The 18,806-nt window shown below is 35.1% G+C and carries 17 protein-coding genes and 1 other annotated feature; of the genes, 13 read left to right on the top strand and 4 right to left on the bottom strand.

The genetic code is table 11. The features are described from left to right. The first annotated feature begins 76 nt into the window (after positions 1–76). Positions 77–631 carry a hypothetical protein gene (locus tag ILT06_RS07550; protein ID WP_064476450.1) on the top strand — a complete coding sequence of 185 codons (555 nt, stop codon included), beginning with the start codon at positions 77–79 and terminating at the stop codon, positions 629–631. A gap of 484 nt (positions 632–1,115) precedes the next feature. Further along, positions 1,116–2,375 (top strand): GTPase HflX, encoded by a 1,260-nt coding sequence (gene hflX, locus ILT06_RS07545; protein ID WP_061673188.1) that lies wholly within the window; start codon positions 1,116–1,118, stop codon positions 2,373–2,375. 41 nt (positions 2,376–2,416) lie between these two features. On the opposite strand, the gene ILT06_RS07540 is transcribed toward hflX, so the two are convergent. Next, positions 2,417–4,057, bottom strand: a complete 1,641-nt coding sequence (locus ILT06_RS07540; protein ID WP_064476449.1) for a peptide ABC transporter substrate-binding protein — start codon at positions 4,055–4,057, stop codon at positions 2,417–2,419. Between the two features lie 245 nt (positions 4,058–4,302). Here ILT06_RS07540 and ILT06_RS07535 point away from each other — a divergent pair, with 245 nt between their 5' ends. From ILT06_RS07535 to ILT06_RS07520, 4 genes are all read left to right on the top strand, one after another. Next, the gene (locus ILT06_RS07535) at positions 4,303–5,514 is read left to right on the top strand and encodes an MFS transporter (protein ID WP_064476448.1); all 1,212 of its coding nucleotides are present in this window, start codon (positions 4,303–4,305) and stop codon (positions 5,512–5,514) included. Positions 5,515–5,524: 10 nt separating this feature from the next. After that, entirely contained in the window at positions 5,525–6,442 is a 918-nt protein-coding gene (gene cysK / locus ILT06_RS07530; protein WP_064476447.1) for a cysteine synthase A, read from the top strand. Between the two features lie 77 nt (positions 6,443–6,519). Continuing rightward, positions 6,520–7,032 (top strand): GNAT family N-acetyltransferase, encoded by a 513-nt coding sequence (locus ILT06_RS07525; protein ID WP_098103296.1) that lies wholly within the window; start codon positions 6,520–6,522, stop codon positions 7,030–7,032. A gap of 99 nt (positions 7,033–7,131) precedes the next feature. Continuing rightward, a complete protein-coding gene (locus ILT06_RS07520; RefSeq protein ID WP_064476446.1) occupies positions 7,132–7,956 on the top strand; it encodes a DUF4037 domain-containing protein in 825 nt (274 codons plus the stop codon). A gap of 38 nt (positions 7,957–7,994) precedes the next feature. Here ILT06_RS07520 and ILT06_RS07515 read toward each other — a convergent pair whose 3' ends face one another. Further along, positions 7,995–9,629: a putative polysaccharide biosynthesis protein gene (locus ILT06_RS07515; RefSeq protein ID WP_064476445.1), complete on the bottom strand. Its 1,635-nt coding sequence runs from the start codon at positions 9,627–9,629 to the stop codon at positions 7,995–7,997. Between the two features lie 221 nt (positions 9,630–9,850). After that, positions 9,851–10,073, top strand: a binding site (T-box leader). 302 nt (positions 10,074–10,375) lie between these two features. Here ILT06_RS07515 and ILT06_RS07510 point away from each other — a divergent pair. Then, entirely contained in the window at positions 10,376–11,713 is a 1,338-nt protein-coding gene (locus tag ILT06_RS07510; RefSeq protein ID WP_064476444.1) for a sodium-dependent transporter, read from the top strand. Between the two features lie 150 nt (positions 11,714–11,863). Here ILT06_RS07510 and ILT06_RS07505 read toward each other — a convergent pair whose 3' ends face one another. Further along, positions 11,864–12,568, bottom strand: coding sequence for a polysaccharide deacetylase family protein (locus ILT06_RS07505; RefSeq protein WP_098111633.1), 705 nt, complete (start codon positions 12,566–12,568; stop codon positions 11,864–11,866). Between the two features lie 328 nt (positions 12,569–12,896). Between ILT06_RS07505 and ILT06_RS07500 the strand changes: the two genes are divergently transcribed. The 5 genes from ILT06_RS07500 (at position 12,897) to ILT06_RS07480 (ending at position 16,224) form a co-directional block, all read left to right on the top strand. Further along, complete coding sequence (locus ILT06_RS07500; RefSeq protein WP_064476442.1) at positions 12,897–13,160, top strand: CD3324 family protein; 264 nt, start codon at positions 12,897–12,899, stop codon at positions 13,158–13,160. 179 nt (positions 13,161–13,339) lie between these two features. Next, positions 13,340–14,026 (top strand): DUF421 domain-containing protein, encoded by a 687-nt coding sequence (locus ILT06_RS07495; protein ID WP_064476441.1) that lies wholly within the window; start codon positions 13,340–13,342, stop codon positions 14,024–14,026. A 110-nt stretch (positions 14,027–14,136) separates the two neighbouring features. Continuing rightward, on the top strand, positions 14,137–14,778 hold the full coding sequence (locus ILT06_RS07490; protein WP_000387068.1) for a FusB/FusC family EF-G-binding protein: 642 nt from the start codon (positions 14,137–14,139) through the stop codon (positions 14,776–14,778). Between the two features lie 164 nt (positions 14,779–14,942). Next, positions 14,943–15,827, top strand: coding sequence for an RCC1 domain-containing protein (locus tag ILT06_RS07485; protein ID WP_064476440.1), 885 nt, complete (start codon positions 14,943–14,945; stop codon positions 15,825–15,827). Between the two features lie 196 nt (positions 15,828–16,023). Continuing rightward, on the top strand, positions 16,024–16,224 hold the full coding sequence (locus ILT06_RS07480) for a hypothetical protein (RefSeq protein ID WP_000913390.1): 201 nt from the start codon (positions 16,024–16,026) through the stop codon (positions 16,222–16,224). 163 nt (positions 16,225–16,387) lie between these two features. Here the strand turns inward: ILT06_RS07480 and msrA are convergent, their stop codons facing one another. After that, entirely contained in the window at positions 16,388–16,924 is a 537-nt protein-coding gene (gene msrA, locus ILT06_RS07475) for a peptide-methionine (S)-S-oxide reductase MsrA (protein WP_064476439.1), read from the bottom strand. Positions 16,925–17,171: 247 nt separating this feature from the next. Between msrA and ILT06_RS07470 the strand changes: the two genes are divergently transcribed. Further along, positions 17,172–18,800, top strand: coding sequence for a multicopper oxidase family protein (locus tag ILT06_RS07470; protein WP_222654989.1), 1,629 nt, complete (start codon positions 17,172–17,174; stop codon positions 18,798–18,800). Positions 18,801–18,806 lie beyond the last annotated feature (6 nt).

Genomic DNA, 18,806 nt, shown 5'->3' with positions numbered 1-18,806 from the left:
TGAAGGAATTTGGTGAGTGTTGTAAAAATAATATACGAGAAGTTTCAAAAATTGATAATGGGGGGAGTTGAGCTCCTTGAAAAGGATTTTATACATGGTTTCTGTTGTCATTATTTATAGCTTTATTCTTATTATTTTTCCAGAGAAATCTCATGCTTGTGATTGTGTTAACGTATCAGCAAAAGATGCATTTCAAAAAAACGATGTAGTGTTTGAGGGGAAGGTAATTGAGGTTGGAAGGAAAGAAGGGGGTGGAATTGAAGTATTATTTGAAGTGAAGGGAATTTGGAAAGGGACAACATCTTCGCAAATTATTGTATATACAAATGGTGGTGATTGTGTGTTTCACTTTGTAGAGGGAGGAGAGTACTTAGTATATTCTTCTCAAAGAGGATCAGACAAACAATTATACACACATAGTTGCAGTAGAACGAAGAGATTAGATGAGGCAGGGGCGGACAAAGTGGCTTTAAGTCAAATTGCAAAAGAGTCTGTTCCGACGAAGAAAGTGGATTTGAAAGGAGAAATGGTGAGTGATTTAAGTTGGTGGCAAGTTGTTACTCTTTCTATAGGTCTGTTACTGATAGTAGCTCTTGTGATTTTTATTGTAAGAAGAATGCGCAAAAAATGACGATTAAAGTAAAAATACAAAGATTTTCTTTCTGTTTCTATAGGTGGTTTAATCTTGTGAAAGCGAATTACTTATGCTACACTTTATGTAACTTAAAATGAACGGAGGGGCTTCCTTTGATCTTAATCAGATTACGTCTCAATACTTTGTGCCAATAATTGAATAGCGCTCAAAGGCTCTGTCTGTGTACAGAGTGAACGGGATTGGTCTGCCTATTTTAAAGGAACCCTTTATTAAGCTTATATGTGAAAAAGAGGGAGGGACGAATACGCCCTCTTTTTGTTTTGCCTTTATAAATAGAATGAGATCGTATAGGTGAACACTTATTGTGGATGCGTTATATGATCATGGGACTTTTTGACTATGAGATAGGATGAAAGTATAACTTTCTTCTATTTCTTTGGTGAACCCTTATCCGTTTACGAAAACACAGGCAGTAACCTGTGTTTTTTATTTTACGTAATCGAAATGGAGGAATAAATATATGGAAGAATTATTACAAAGAGCAGTTTTAGTTGGAGTGAATTTAGGTAATGAAGATGATTTTGCATATTCAATGGAAGAGCTAACAAACCTTGCAGAAGCTTGTGATGTAGAGGTAATTGGGCAAGTGACGCAAAATTTACAACGAGTAAATCCTTCCCATTATATTGGAAAAGGAAAGATTGAAGAAGTAGCAGCGTATGTAAATGAAGTAGATGCGAATATGGTAATCTTTAACGACGAATTATCTCCTTCACAAATTCGAAATTTAGAAGCGGATTTAGATTGTAAAGTAATTGACCGTACCATATTAATTTTAGATATTTTTGCGCAACGTGCGAAAACGAAAGAAGCACAGTTGCAAGTAGAGGTAGCGCACCTTCAGTATATGATGCCTCGTTTAATCGGTCTTCGTGAATCGTTAGGAAGACAGAGCGGCGGAGTTGGTACGAAAAATAAAGGTGTCGGTGAGAAGAAATTAGAGTTAGATCGTCGTAAAATTGAAGAACAAATTTCAGTTTTAAATAAAGATCTAGAAGCACTTGTTGCCCAGCGTCAAACGCAGCGAAAGCAACGTAAGAAAAATGAAGTACCAGTTGTAGCATTAGTAGGCTATACGAACGCCGGAAAGTCAACGACGATGAATGCAATGCTTGAAATTTACAATGGTACTGAAGAAAAACAAGTATTTGAAAAAGATATGTTATTCGCGACGTTAGAAACATCTGTACGAAATATTGATTTGCCAGATAACAAATCATTCTTATTAACAGATACAGTTGGATTTGTAAGCAAATTACCGCATCACCTTGTAAAAGCTTTCCGTTCAACATTGGAAGAGGTAGCTGAAGCAGACCTACTTATTCACGTTGTAGATTACGCAAATCCAAATTACGAACAATTAATTGATATTACAAATGAAACGTTAAAGAAAATTGGAGTAGAAAATATTCCAACCATTTATGCTTATAATAAATCAGATATGGTAGACGTTGAAATTCCGAAAGTACAAGAAGACCGGGTTTATTTATCAGCGAAGAAACATGTTGGGATAGAAGAGCTTGTCGAAATGATTCGTTCACACATTTATAAAGAGTATACGAAGTGTGAAATGTTAATTCCGTATGATCAAGGACAGGTAGTTTCTTATTTCAATAATCATGCGCACGTTTTATCTACAAGTTATGAAAACGAAGGTACGAAACTAGAAGTAGAATGTAAGACGAGTGATTACGAAAAGTATAAGCGTTTTGCGATTTAATAAAAAAGGCGATCCTAATATATGTTAGGATCGCCTTTTTCTTATTCTGTAATAGAAGCCCACTTATAAGAATAAATTCCTGCAAATGGACGAATAACAACATCTTTTACTGTTGGACGTTCTAAATATACAAGTCCTGATTGGAAGATTGGAGCGATAGCTGCATCATCTTCCAGTAATATTTTCTCAGCATCTTGGAACGCTTTCCAACGTGCTGGTAAATCAGTTGCTAAAGTAGAGCTCGTTTTCTCAATTAATTCGTCGTATTGTTTGTTTGAATAGCTCATTTTATTAAATGGTCCATCTGTGACGAACATATTTAAAAATGTTGTAGGATCAGGATAATCTGGTCCCCATGTAGAAAGTGAAATTTCAAAATCACCATTTCCTTCACGATCTAAAAATGCTTTTACTGGAAGTGGCTGTAATGTGATTTTTAATCCAGGTAAGTTTTTCTCCAATTCACCTTTTAAAAACTCGCTAATTTTTTTATCGTTAGACTCATCAGTTGTTATGATTGAAAGAGAAGCGTTTTGTAAATTTGTTTCTTTTTTCGCCGTTTCCCATAGTGTTTTAGCTTCTTTCACATTTGTTTCTACTTTTACATTACTTGTACTGCGAAAATCTTTGTTATCAGGTCCTTTTACGAATCCTTTCGGAACGAATGCATTCGCAGGTATAGAACCATTATTTAAAATCGTTGTTGCGATTCCTTGTTTATCAAAAGCGAGCGAAATAGCTTTTCGAGCATTTTTGTTTGCTAATAAAGGATTCTTTTGGCTAAATCGGAAAAACGTCATAGAAGGACGTTCCATTTTCTTTAAGCTCGGATCTTTTTGATATTTATCAACAAACTCTGAATTAATCGTAATTCGGTCTACTTGTTTGCTTTCAAATAAATTAACGGCTGTGGAAGTATCTTTTACGATATTTACATTAATTTCATTTAACTTCACATTTTTATTATCCCAGTAGTTCGGGTTTTTTGTCATTTTATAACTTGTATCATGTTTCCATTCACTTAATTGGAACGGCCCGTTATAAACTACATTTGCAGCTTCAAGTCCGTAATTTTTCCCTTGTGCTACTACAACTTTTTGGTTTTGAGGATAAAATGTTGCAAATCCCATTAACCCTAAAAAGTATGGAACAGGGTGTTCTAACTGTACTTCAAGCGTTTTATTATCAATCGCTTTTACACCAAATGAATCAATTGGTAATTCTTTTTTATTTATTTTTTCTGCATTTTTAATATCGAACATAATATGTGCGTATTCAGAAGCAGTTTCTGGATTTATGGCACGTTTCCATGCATATTCAAAATCATGAGCAGTCACTGGATCACCATTTGACCATTTGGAGTCGTGTAATGTAAATGTATATGTTTTTCCATCTTCGCTCAGTTTGTATGATTCAGCTGCTGCAGGAACAGGTTTATTGTCAGGACCAGGCATATATAATCCTTCCATTACGTTGTTTAATGCAGCGTAAGAAAACCCATCAGTTGCGATAGATGAATCAAGTGTAGAAATTTCCCCAGCTTCTACAATGTTTAATACTTGTTTTGAAGATTCTTTTTTCTTTTCTCCGGTAGTTGTTGCCTCTTGTTTTTGACCACATGCTGTTAAAAGTATAGATAATGTGATTGAGAGTGCAACGATTCCTTTAGATTTTTTCTTCATAGTTGTCATCCCTTCCTTCATCTCTGTCCTAGTATAAAAGAAAATATAGAAAATTTCTATAAATAAATCCGATAAAACTTATAGAAAAAATATATTATTTCTATAAGTGATATTTCTGGAAAAAGAAATGAAACCAGTATAGAATATAAATGTTTCAAAAGTCAGAATTTATTGAGGTTAAAGTTTTACTTTATTACACTTGCTGTAATAAATATATATATTGTACAGGAAGGAGAAATACACGTATGCAGGCAGTTTCGCAAAAAAACACTGTTGAAACACCGACGATATATCGAATACTATTTGCAATTAGTTTCGGTCATTTTTTAAATGACTCGATGCAAGCAGTTGTGCCGGCATTGTTTCCTATTTTGGAAAAAACGATGAATTTATCCTATATGCAAGTAGGGTGGATTGCGTTTGCATTAAATATGACGTCATCGATTATGCAGCCGTTTTTTGGTATGTATTCGGATAAGAAGCCGTCACCATTTTTATTACCACTCGGTATGTTTTCGAGTATGCTTGGGATGATTGGACTTGGGTTTGCACCGAACTTTATTATTGTTATTATTTCTGTTTTATTTATCGGATTAGGTTCCGCAGTCTTTCATCCAGAAGGTGCTCGTGTTGCTTATATGGCAGCTGGTGCAAAACGGGGTTTAGCGCAAGCGATTTATCAAGTGGGAGGAAATACAGGGAATTCCCTAGCTCCTATTTTTACAGCGTTAATTTTCGTTCCGCTCGGCCAAATTGGTTCTTTAGGTTTTACAGCATTTGCAGCGGTAGGAATTGTATTATTAATTTTCGTATCAAATTGGTATAGGAATGAATTAGCAACTGGCGCTGTGAGAAGAAAAAAGAGGGCTGCGCTTGAGGCGGAAAATGCGATTGTAAGTACACATATTAAATTTGTTATTCTACTTCTTGTTTTTCTTACCTTTGTACGTTCTTGGTACGGTGCTGGTATCGGGAATTTTTATCAATTTTACTTAATTGAGCATTACGGTTTATCTATAAAAAATGCCCAGTATTTCGTATTCGCATTTATGATTGCCGGTGTATTAGGAACTTTCTTTGGTGGACCGTTAGCAGATCGATTTGGAAAGAAAACAATTATTGTATTTTCAATGCTAGGTTCGGCACCACTCGCCCTTTTATTACCTCACGTTTCGCTAGTGTGGGTTGTACCGCTATTTTTATGTATCGGTTTTATTAGTTCAAGTAGTTTTAGTGTAATTGTTGTTTATGCGCAAGAGCTTGTTCCTGGAAAAGTAGGGATGGTATCTGGATTAATTGTAGGGCTTGCGTTTGGACTAGGAGCTTTAGGATCTGTAGTACTTGGGAAATTGGCTGACATATATAGTCTACAATTCATTATGTTACTATGTAGTTGTCTGCCATTAATTGGACTTACTTCTTGGTTATTACCAAATGATAAGAAAACGATAGAATAGGGGATGCACTATGAAATTATGTGAAAATGTTACAGAATTAATAGGAGATACACCTGTCGTCCGATTATCTAAATTTATTCCAGAAGACGCAGCAGATGTGTATGTGAAACTAGAAATGTTTAATCCATCACGCAGTGTGAAGGACCGCGCTGCCTATAATTTACTGCACGTTGCAGAAGAGCATGGTCTCATCAAACCAGGAGATACAATTATTGAACCGACAAGCGGAAATACAGGAATAGGCTTAGCAATGAATGCAGCTGCGAAAGGGTATAAAGCGATTTTAATTATGCCAGACAATATGTCAAAAGAGCGTATAAATTTATTGAAAGCATACGGAGCAGAAGTAGTTTTAACACCGGCAGAACAAAGAATGCCAGGAGCAATTGCGAAGGCGTTAGAACTGCAAAAGCAAATACCAAATAGTTTTATTCCGCAACAATTTGAAAATCCAGCAAACCCGAATATTCATCGTTATACGACTGCACTTGAAATTTATGAACAAATGGATGGCGAGCTTGATGCATTCGTAGCAACGGCAGGAACTGGTGGAACTATTACAGGTACTGGGGAAACGTTAAAAGAGAAACTACCAAACTTATATATTGCAGTAGTAGAACCGAAAGGATCTCCCGTTTTATCAGGCGGTGTTCCAGGTCCTCATAAACTAGTAGGAACAAGTCCAGGGTTTATCCCGAAAAATTTAAATACAGAAGTGTATAACGAAATTATTCAAATTGCAGACGAAGAGGCTTTAACGACAATGAGAAACTTAGCAAGACAAGAGGGGTTATTAGTTGGACCATCTTCTGGAGCTTCTGTTTATGCAGCGATTATGATAGCAAAACGATTAGGCGCTGGTAAAAAAGTTTTATGTATTGCACCTGATACGGGAGAACGGTATTTAAGTATGGGATTATTTGAATAAAAATGATAGAAACCCCTTAATGGTGAAATAGCGCTATTAAGGGGTTTGTTGTAGGTAGTTAAGAGAGGGGAAGTACAATGAAACTATTAAAACCAACAAATGAACATAGTGAACAAATTATGGAGTATCGGGAAGCGTTTTTATATGCTGACGAACAACCACACGGCAGTAGTTCTTTACATAATTTTGATTCTCTCCATGAATGGTTTGAAAAAGTGAGTAAACAGGAACTGGGAGAAAACTTACTAGGTAATCGAGTACCATCTAGTCAATTTTTAAGTGTTGAAAAAGGGGAACTTATAGGTTTTGTGAATATTAGACAACGATTAAACGAAGAATTATTGCGGGAAAGTGGTCATATTGGATATAGTGTTCATCCGAATAAACGTCGCCAAGGTTACGCGACAAAACAATTGAAACTCGCATTATATGAAGCACGAAAGTTAGGGTTGCAGAAAGTGTTAATAACTTGCGATAAAACTAATATTGCTTCGGCTAAAACGATTCAAAAGGTTGGCGGTGTGTTAGAAAATGAAGTAGTTTCTTCTCATAGTGGGGAAATTGTTCAGCGTTATTGGATAGAAATATGATTTAGTGGAACAGTGAAAAGGAAATATAATGCGTCATATCGAAGTAGATAAATGAAAAAGTAAGAGTAAGAGTGTACTGCAATTTTAGGGGGAAATGAAGTGGTATTAAAAGAGAAAGCAATAGAAATGTCGGAGATTTATAGGAGAAATCCGAAGATTGAAGCTGTTATTTTAGCGGGTTCAGTAGCTAGAAAGTTAGAAGATGAACATTCAGATATAGAATTACATATTTTATGGTCAGCACCACCAGAGGACGAGGATCGTAAAGGGCCTATTAATCATATTGGTGGAACAATATTGTCATATCATCCTTACGAGGAAGAAGAATGGTCGGAAACATATTTGACAAAAGAGGGAATTAAATTAGAGATTAGTAACTTTTTAACTGAAACAGTAGAGAAAGTGATTTTAGGTGTGGTGGATCAATATGATATAAGTTATGAAAAACAATGTATTGTCTCATCCGTTCATGATGGTGTTAGTTTGTATGGAGAAGAGAAAGTACAGGAATTAAAAGATAAAGTGGTATCATATCCAGAAGACCTAGCGAAACGGATGATTTCAGAAAATCTTTGGTTAAGCAATCGCTGGCATAATCGCGAGGCTCTTTTAAAACGAAAAGATTGGCTTATGCTTTATGATGTTATTTGTGAAGTGCAAAGAAATATATTTGGGGTCTTATTTGGTCTAAACCGAATGTATGTGCATCATCCTGCATTTAAATGGATGCCGAATAATGTGGAACGAATGAGTATTAAGCCTGAAAATTTATATGAGCGTATGGAGAATACGTTAATAGGGAAACCGGAGTATAGTGTACAGGAGTTAGAGGTGTTAATCGAAGAGCTATTACATTTAGTAGAACAACATGCTCCAGAATTACATATTGTTGAACAACAAAAACATATTCAATATGCGAAGTAGAAAAGAAGGGATGTAACAATGCGTTACATCCCTTCTTTTTATTTGATTAATTTACCTAGTACGGGTAATCGCTGAATCCTATCACCGAGAATATGTGAAGCAAGTCCGCTTGTTAATACGAATAAAAGGTAAACAAGTCCTCCTGCGACGCCACAAATACATACAATAAGCAGTGATTCGATATAAGATTGTCCAGGAATTAACCATTTTAAAATTGCTTTTAATGCGATTACAACAGCAGACATTGCTGCGGAATAAATCGTAATAAGAAATACTGTTTTTGCTGTTTCGCCAATTTTAAATTTCGCAAACTTAACGATGCAGTACAACATAATAACATTGGAAACGAGGTATCCAAGAATTGTTCCCATTACAGCACCGTGTCCGCCAAATAAATGTAAGAGCGGTGTATTTACTAAAACTTTAACGAGAATACCGGCTGAGAATGCAATCATTGTTTTTCTTTGATAATCGATTCCTTGTAAAATAGCTGCTGAAACTGTGAAAATCGCACTTAATATAGCAGAAGGTGCAAATGAAATTAAATATTGTGATCCACCAAGTGCAATTTCAGGATTTACATAAACCATACGGAATGCATCGTGAGCGATGCTAGCAAGACCGAATGCAGCTGGGATAGTGAAGAATAACAAGACTTGAAATATCTTTGAAATTTGTTCTTGTAATTCTTCTAGTTTCCCGCTTGTATAAGATTTCGTTATAGCTGGAATAATCGTTAACGAGAATCCAGTTGCAAGTGAAGCTGGAATCATAATTAACTTTTGGGCATAGTTCGTTATATAAGCGAACACTGCATTCGCTGTTTCTAAAGGCTCGCCCATCGCTCTAAGGACATCAGCTACAGTATATTGATCTACTAACGTATAGAGCGGGATTGCAATACCGACAAATACAATTGGGATTGCATATCGAAGTAATTCCATATAAATATTTTTTAATGGAATATTTGATGCCCTTGACTTTAATTCTCCTTCGGGAGGCTTTAATCTATTATATTTTTTCCAGTACAACGTTAAAATTGAAACGCTGGCAATCGCTCCGATAACAGCGCCAAACGTAGCAACTGCAACAGAAGAAGCTACGGAACCCCCTAATAGTTTTGAGACGATAAAACTACCAACTAAAATGAAAACAACGCGTGCAATTTGTTCTACGACTTGAGAAACGGCACTTGGTTTCATATGTTGAAAACCTTGGAAATAGCCACGTGTAACACTCATAGCTGGTACGATAATAAGTGCGAAACTTAATGCTCGCATCGTAAGTGTTACATCGGCGATAAATTGTGGATCTGGCGTTTTCGAGCGAATAATAAATTGTGATATGTATGGTGCCCCAATAAATAAAATTAAAAATCCTAAAAAGCCCATAAACAGCATTAATTTTACACTAGAGTTGTATAATTTTTTGCTTGTACTATAATCACCGAGCGCATTATGCTTTGCAACAAATTTGGAAACGGCAATAGGAATACCAGCTGTTGAGAAGCTTAATAAAATACCGTACCAAGAGTATGCATATCCATATAAAGCGACCCCTTGTGTTCCGACTAATAGTTGAAAAGGGAAGAAGTATATAAAACCTAATATACGTGAAATCATTGTTGCACCACTTAATAAAGCAGTACCTTTTAAAACTTTTGAAGTAGACAAAATTCTTTCCTCCTACTCGTGCTGTCTTGCATTTATCGTATACTACTATAAACCTGTTAGAGAAGTTAATATAGTATGGAACATAAATATTCTAATATTATTCATTTAAAAGTCATATTTTACATTTTTTAAATAGAATGTAATACATAAAAATTCAAAATATAAGTTGACACTATTTTTAATGTGTGATAAAAATGATAGTAATCAATTCGGAAAATAATATTTGGGCAATGAAAGGGTATAGTAGTGAATATCTCCCTATTTCAGAGAGCTGATGGTTGGTGTGAATCAGTATATAGATTATTCATGAAGTTCGTCCTGGAGCATCTTTCATAAATCTCATATTTTGAGGAAATGAAAGACGGTAGTTTATACCGTTATCAAATAAAGTGGTGAAGATTGTTTCACAACTAGGGTGGTACCGCGATATTTATCGTCCCTACGTATTTACGTAGGGACGTTTTTTATTTAGGTCCTAACTTTGTTGTGGCTTCATAACTAGGGTGGTACCGCGATAATTTATCGTCCCTACGTATTTGCGTAGGGGCGTTTTTTATTTAGGTCCTAACTTTGTTGTATCTTCATAACTAGGGTGGTACCGCGATATTTTTGTCGTCCCTACGTATTTACGTAGGGGCGTTTTTTTATGATTAGGGAGGAAGTGAACGTATTAGAAAAGAGTATTGATAGAACAATATAAATACTGAACTGAAACAAAGAAAAAGAGACAGAGAGGAGATTAACAAATGAATTCACAGCAATGGACATCAAAATTAGGTTTCGTATTAGCTGCAGCAGGTTCAGCAATTGGTCTAGGGGCGATTTGGAAATTCCCATATATGGCCGGCATCGGAGGAGGCGGGGCGTTCTTCCTTATTTTCATCGGTTTCACATTATTAATTGGTTTACCGCTATTATTAGCTGAATTCGTTATCGGAAGAAGTACACAAAAAGAGGCTGTTGATGCGTATAGAGAAATTGCACCAAAAACACGATGGCCGTGGTTAGGGAAATTAGGGATTGTAACTTGTTTCATATTACTTTCTTTCTACAGTGTTGTAGGAGGCTGGATTTTATTATACTTATGGAATGCAATTACAGGTAGACTATGGGAAGGGAATGGGGCATACGAAGCTACGTTTGGTGAAATCATTTCCAATCCGTATTTAGCAGTTGGATCACAGCTATTATTCATCCTTATTACTATTTTCATCGTAAGTAAAGGTGTACAAAATGGTGTTGAAAAAGTAAATAAATATTTCATGCCAGCATTATTCGTTTTATTCTTTGTATTAATCGTTCGTGCCCTTACATTAGACGGCGCAGGAGAAGGCGTTCGTTTCTTCTTACAACCTGATTTCTCACATGTAACATCAGAAGTTATTTTATATGCGATGGGTCAATCATTCTTCTCATTATCGGTCGGTGTAGCAGTAATGGTAACATATAGTTCATACTTACCGAAGGAAGAAAGTTTACCGCGTTCAGCATTTTCTATCGTAGCTTTAACATTAGTAATTACATTACTTGCAGGACTTGCAATTTTCCCAGTAGTGTTCGCATTTGGTATGGAACCATCTCAAGGACCGGGGCTATTATTTATCGTATTACCAGCTATTTTCAGTAAAATGGCATTCGGAAAATTATTCTTCATCGTTTTCTTATTACTATTCTTCTTTGCTACTATTACATCAGCAATTTCAATGTTAGAAATTAGCGTTGCATCTTTAACTGCAAAAGGTAAAGGGAAACGTGAAAAAATGGCTTTAATTGTAGGATTATTAATCTTCATTGTTGGAGTACCATCAGCATTATCATTTGGTATATTAAGTGATCTGAAGATTTTCGGAAAGACAATCTTTGATTTAGCGGACTATGCAGTGAGTAACGTACTAATGCCACTTGGTGTTTTATTAGTTTCCATCTTTGTTCCTTTAAAAATGAAGAAAGATGTATTAATGAAAGAGCTTGGTGTAAGTAAAAATAAAGGCTATAAACTGTTCGTATTATGGTTATTCTTACTTCGCTTTATCGCACCAATTGCGATTATTATCGTATTCTTAAATGTACTTGGCATTATTTAAAAAGAAAGGTAGCGTATCGCTCTATGATACGCTACCTTTTTATCCCGTATTAACGGGAAGTAAGACCCCCGCCTCAAAACTCAGCGAAAGTGAAGAATTTAGGTGGAGGATCAACTGCCCGTAAAAGCCCCCACTGATTAAAGTTTTACTTTATTTTGCTCTTTTTTGCAGTTCGTTTACTGTTACGAACTGATAGCCCTTCTTAGATAAAGAGTCTAAAATACCTTCAATGGTCTGTAAATTTTCATTAGCCCCATCATACATAGAGTGTAATAAAATGATAGAACCTGGTTTTACATTTTTATTAATATATTCAATTTTATCGGACGCAGATTTATAAAAAGTATCAGGTTCAAGGTCCCATATGATTGTTTCGATATTATTTTTATTTAAATAATAGGGCAGACCAATTAGCTTTTTACCGTTAGGTGGTCTAAAATCAATTTCGCCTGTATATCCTGTTTGGCGGATTAATGCATTCGTTTTTTCTATTTCTTCTTTAATAAAAGAAGGTGTTTTAAAAACCATTCTGTTATGAGAGTATGTATGGTTTCCAATTTGGTGTCCAGATTGTACGATATTTTCTCCTAACGATAAGTTTTTCTCTAGTTCATTTCCGATTAAAAAGAAAGTAGCTTTTGCATTGTATGTATCTAGTAGCGGTAATATTTGTTTTACATTGTTCGTAGGGCCATCATCAAAAGTTAAAGCAATCACTTTTTCATTTGTTTCTACTCGGTTTGTTAAATCTCCAAACAATTGAAAACTTCTTGCGTTCATCAATTTGTATGTTCCGAACAATGCTACAGTAATAATGAATAATGTAACGATTGTAATGATTATTTTCTTTTTCATAAAGTAACCTCACTATATTTTTGGATTGGACTAAAAAGTATTATATCAAACTAAGTAATTTCATGCTTTAAAAAGGATGTGGATGCAAGGGGAAGGGATTTATCATATAATAAAATGCAAAAGGTATATTAGGAGGTGTTTATATGGCGATTACAATTCAATTGCCGGACACTGCAGCGTCTCATGCAAAGCCAAGTATGGAAATGGCGATACTTTGCGTGAGGTAGAAAAGTAATATACAATCGCCTAAAATGAGCTCGTATCATTTTTTTATATTTGGCTTTGCACCTTATTGAAATGAACCATAAAAAATAAGGGGCGAGCAGAAATGAAATACGTTAAAGCTGCGACGGTTTTACCAGAAAGTTTAATTACTGAAATTCAAAAGTATATACAAGGTGAAACAATTTACATTCCAAAACAAGAAACGAAACATTATAAATGGGGTACACGATCTGGAGGAAGAAAACAATTAGATGAAAGAAATAAAACAATTAAAGAAGCGTTTAAAAGTGGAGTTTCCATTCATCAACTTGCAGAGGAGCATTTTCTTTCCGGAGAAACGATTAAAAAGATTGTGTATTCTAAATGAAAATAAAAGAGTCTAGTTCAATTATAAAATTGAACTAGACTCTTTTTTTCTTTGTATATATTGGATATATTGGTTTTAAATAGGAATGATAATAGTAAAAGTGAATCGTGATTGTACGGCATAGAAATGTGAATAGGAATAAAAATGTTATATTTCATATGACAGAAAGGTGACTACATATGAATCATTTAGGACAAATAACGATAGAACTGTTTGTTGGTTTTTTTGTTCTATTGGTTGCGACTAAAATATTAGGGAAAACACAAATATCTCAGTTAACGCCATTTGATTTTATTTCTGCCATTGTTCTTGGGGAATTAGTCGGAAATACGATATATGACCCTGAAGTGAGAGTATGGTCTATTTTATATGCGGTACTTGTATGGACAGTGTTAATTTACGCAATAGAAGTGATAACACAAAAATTTAGGGGGACAAGAAGGTTTTTTGAAGGATACCCTTCTATTATCATTCGAAATGGACGTATTGACAGAGAACAATTAAAATCGAATCATTTGGATATTAACCAATTACAACAAATGCTAAGACAACAAAAAGATATATTTTCAATCCGAGAAGTTGAGTATATGATTTTGGAACCAAATGGAAACATAAGTGTATTGAAAAAAAGTAAATATGAATCTCCCACTATAAATGATTTAAGTTTAAAACATAAGCCTGTTTACTTACCTATTTCATTAATTAGTGATGGGAAAGTAGTGAAAGATAATTTGAGGGAAGCAGGTTTTGATGAAGGATGGCTTTATAAACAAATAAAGCAAAAAGGGATTACTAAATTTGAAGATGTATTATATGCAGAATGGAAAACAGATGATGGCTTCTTTTGTCAAGAAATGAAGCAGTAGAACATAATTGATGTATGTAATATTCGTTTCTAAGTTATCTTTTACATATCAAAAAGCTGAATCTATGTATACAATAACACTAGATCAACAATTTGTATGGAGTGATAAAGATGGAAGCTTTTATTAGAAGTGATCAATACAATTTTATAAAGTCACAAGCTTATATTTTAGCAAACGGGCATGCAACGGCAAATGATAGAGGTGTAATTCAAGCGTTAAAATCACTAGCGATTGAAAAGATAATACATGTATTTGAGAATTTAACGGATGAACAAAAAGAGTTAATTGATACGGTATTAACAGTTCAAAATAGAGAAGATGCAGAATCGTTTTTAATGAAAATAAATCCGTATGTAATTCCATTTCAGGAAGTTACAGCGCAAACATTAAAAAAATTATTTCCTAAAGCGAAAAAATTAAAACTTCCTGATATGGAAGAACTGGACATGAAAGAATTATCTTATTTAAGCTGGATTGATAAAGGGTCAAGCAGGAAATTTATTATAGCGAAAAATGATAAAAATAAGTTTGTTGGTCTGCAAGGAACGTTCCAAAGTTTAAATAAAAAGAGTATTTGTTCATTATGTCATGGACATGAAGAAGTAGGGATGTTTTTAGTTGAAATTAAAGGTGATGTACAAGGAACTTTCGTTAAAAAGGGAAACTATATTTGTAAAGATGGTGTAGCTTGTAATCAGAATATGAAATCTCTTGATAAATTGAACGATTTTATCGAACGATTGAAGAAATAAAGAAAAAACCTCTAGTATTTAAACTGGAGGTTTTTATTTTTTGAAGAAGTAGTAATAGGCTTCTTTTATAGCTGTAAATTTATAAAAAAAGTCGGGTCATTTATAATGAAATTAGATAAAAATATCTATTTGGATACAGTTGCTTATATGCAAGGAGGTAAAACATGAATTACGAAGAGATATTAAAAGTGAAACGGTGGCCTAAAGGTACGATAGCGGCAGGTCGTGGTCATACAGTTGCTCTTAAATCGGATGGCACAGTTGTGGCAGTGGGGCGAAATAAAGAAGGAGAATGCAATGTAAGCCGTTGGTGTGATATTGAAGCAGTCGCAGCGGGCAATGTTCATATGGCGACGAACACGGGTAATGCTCATACAATCGCTCTGAAAAGTGATAATACTGTGGAAGCGGTGGGGTGGAATAAGCATGATCAATGTGATGTAAACGAATGGCATAATATTGTATCGGTTGCGGCGGGATGGCGTCGTACCATTGGACTTAAACCGGATGGCACGGTAATAGCGGTGGGGCGAAATAAAGAAGGAGAATGTAATATAAGTAGCTGGAGAAATATTGTGGCGGTCACGGCGGGTGATTGGCATACAGTCGGTCTTAAATTGGACGGCGCAGTGACGGCAGTGGGGAATAATCGATATGGCCAATGCAATGTAAGTGAATGGCGTGGAATGGTGGAGTTGGCCGCAGGTTACCTTCATACTGTTGGTTTGAAAACGGATGGAAAAGTGATGGCGGTGGGTAATAATAAACTTGGTCAATGCGATGTAGGCAGCTGGAGAGATATTATGGTAATAGCAGCTGGTACGAATCATACAATCGGACTTAAATCAGACGGTACCGTGGTGGCAGTAGGCTGGAATGAGTATGGTCAATGTAATGTAAGTGATTGGCGCGATATTGTAGCGGTAGCAGCTGGTTGTGCGCATACGGTCGGTCTTAAATTAGATGGCACGGTGGTAGCAGTAGGTGATAATACATACGGTCAATGCGATGTAGGTAGTTGGCGCAACATTCGATTGCCTGGCAAATAGTTAATGTACAACAAATCATTAGTAATATTATTCTATTTTAGGAGTAATTATGGAATAGAACATGTACATAAGAGTCCCTTTTCAAAAGGGGGTCTTATTCTTTTCCGTAAAATGAAGGTCTAAATGGAGTTTTTAAACAAATCTTATTTCAAAGCTACAGTAGAAGAGATAAATAAGACATAGGAGAGCTGAAGAAATGCTTAAAAAGTTTTTGCTTTCTTTACCGGATGTTTTACTTGTATGCGTTGTTCTCTACATAACATACACAACTACTTTTAGTTTTGGACAGACATTAGTAATTTCAATTGCAATCGGAATCATTGGTGGTCTTGTTATAAGAATTTGTACGGATGTATTCACGTATATAAGATGGACAATTAAACAGAGGAAATCTTGAATATGTTGTATTGCTATTAGGAGGGAATGAAATGACTAAGAAGAAGAGTAGAGTGAAAAATGAAATCGCACTTTGGACATTGACAGCGGTTGTTCTCATCATTGCATGGTACTTTTTTCAAAGATAAAAATGCATCGTACTTAAAAGGTACGATGCATTTTTATTATTTTTTTTGCCAATTTTCTTTTATAAAGTCTTCACGGCCAGATTCTTTTTGCTCAGTAGCATATTTTTCTGGGTTCTTTTTATAGAAATGTTGATGGTATTCTTCAGCCTCATAAAAAGGTGCAGCCGGGCGAATTTCAGTTATGATTGGCTCTTTAAACATACCGCTTTCTGCAAGAGCTTGTTTTGATTTTTCAGCAAGCTCTTTTTGCGTTTCATTATGATAAAAAATAGCAGTGCGATAAGAGGGACCACGGTCAAAGAATTGTCCGCCATCATCAGTTGGATCGATTTGTGGCCAATATAAATCTAGTAATTTTTCATATGGAAAAATAGAAGGATCGAATGTAATTTGTACAACTTCTAAATGACCAGATGTACCAGCTTTTACTTGTTCATATGTTGGGTTTTCTACATGACCACCTGCATAGCCAGAAAGTACTTTATGAATACCAGGAAGTTCATCAAATGGCTTTACCATGCACCAAAAGCAACCGCCTGCGAAGGTTGCGAGTTCGTATGTTTTTTCGGACATTGTTGTAATCCTCCTAAATATATATGTTTTATATAGTATTATACAATCTTTTTTATTACGCAATAAAAAAGATTTAGAAGTAAAGAAAAATTGAAATATATTTCTTTATAAAGTCTTTAAAATTCCTTCAAAGTTTCTTTTTTTCTGAGTGTTATGATGTAAATCGAAGTGAATATGTGAGGTGATAGGCAATGAATCCACGTATGAAAATTAATAGTTTACAACAAAAAATGAAAGAGAGACTAATATGAAAAAGGAATTTATACAAAGCGATTTAAGAAATATATTGATTGCGGCATGCTTACTATTAGGGTTAGTTATTTTTGGATATTTTTTAATAAATAATTACCCAGGTACAAATGAAAAAAAGAAGTTAACAGATGCAACATCTACTTCAGAATCAATTACATCTATTGCTAATTCAGATGCCAAAAAAAGGGTTACAAAAACTTTTAATATTACGGCGAAAGTAGCAAGTTTAGATTTGGGAGATGGGAAAAAGGTAGATGCATGGACCTTTGATGGAACATCACCGGGTACTCAAATTCGAGTTAAACAAGGTGAACGTATTGTTGTAAATTTGAAAAATGAATTGCCAGAACCGGTTACAATCCATTGGCATGGATTAGATGTTCCTGCGGCGGTAGACGGTGTTCCAGGTGTTACGCAAAATGCTATAAAACCAGGTGAAACATATACATACGCATTTAATGCTAATCAGGTAGGGACATATTGGTATCATTCACATCAAAAAAGTGCAATACAAACGGAACGGGGACTATTTGGAACCATTGTTATTGAACCGAATAAACCAGCTGTAAAATATGAAAAGGATTATACAGTGGCGATCCATGGATGGAAAACAGGAGCCATAAAAACCGGTAAGCATAATGGCGAACAAGATAAAGATTGGGATAGCTATCCTAGCAATCATATTCGAAATGAAAAGGCGCAAACTTTAGAAGGACCGTTAATGATGCCAAGTAATGATCAACTCAAAGATTTATCTGATGGAGATGATTACGATGTATTTACATTAAATGATACAAGTGAGGGACTACGATTGGATGCAAAACCAGGTGAAACAGTACGCCTTCGCTTAATTAATGCTGGGAATAATACGCATTTAATGACATTAGTTGGGGCGCCATTTCAAATTATCGCATTAGATGGTCGTGATATAAAAGGTGGGGACGAGCTAGATAAAGCAATTCTTCCGATGGGAGCTGCACAACGTTATGACCTTGTTTTTAAAATGCCGGAAACAACGAGTGTAAAACTTATTAATGTGGATCCATCTAAGAAAATGAATCGAATGTTAACGGCGACTATTGGGAACGGTTCTTTGCCGAAAAAACCTATTGATATAAAGAGTTATCCATGGTTTGACTTTACGAAATATGGAGAAAAAGAAGTTGGCAAGTTTACGATAGATTCAAAGTTTACAAAGGTCTATGATATGGATTTGGCAGAAGGTGTGAAAGATGTAAATGGACAAGAAAAATGGGTGTATACGATTAATGGAAAGACATCACCTGATATTCCACCCATTAAAGTAGAGAAAGGAGATAAAGTTAAGATTCGCTTTAAAAATAAGGGAGAAGAAATTCATCCAATGCATTTGCATGGACATACATTCCAGGTTATTTCTAAAAATGGTAAACCAATGGAGGGAAGTCCGATTTACTTAGATACAGTTAATGTTTTTCCGGGAGAAGAATATGAAATTGCTTTAGAGGCAAATAATAGTGGACTATGGATGGTTCATTGTCATCATCTCGTTCATGCGGAAAAAGGAATGCATACGATGATGAATTATGAGGGGGTAACTACTCCATTTTCTACCGGAGATCACTCAGGTAATCATCCAGAATAATAATAC

This window comes from Bacillus sp. 17RED48 (assembly GCF_019837545.1).
GTDB lineage: Bacteria > Bacillota > Bacilli > Bacillales > Bacillaceae_G > Bacillus_A > Bacillus_A wiedmannii.
Note: the sequence above shows the minus strand (reverse complement) of the source record. Positions and strands in the feature narration are given on the sequence as shown.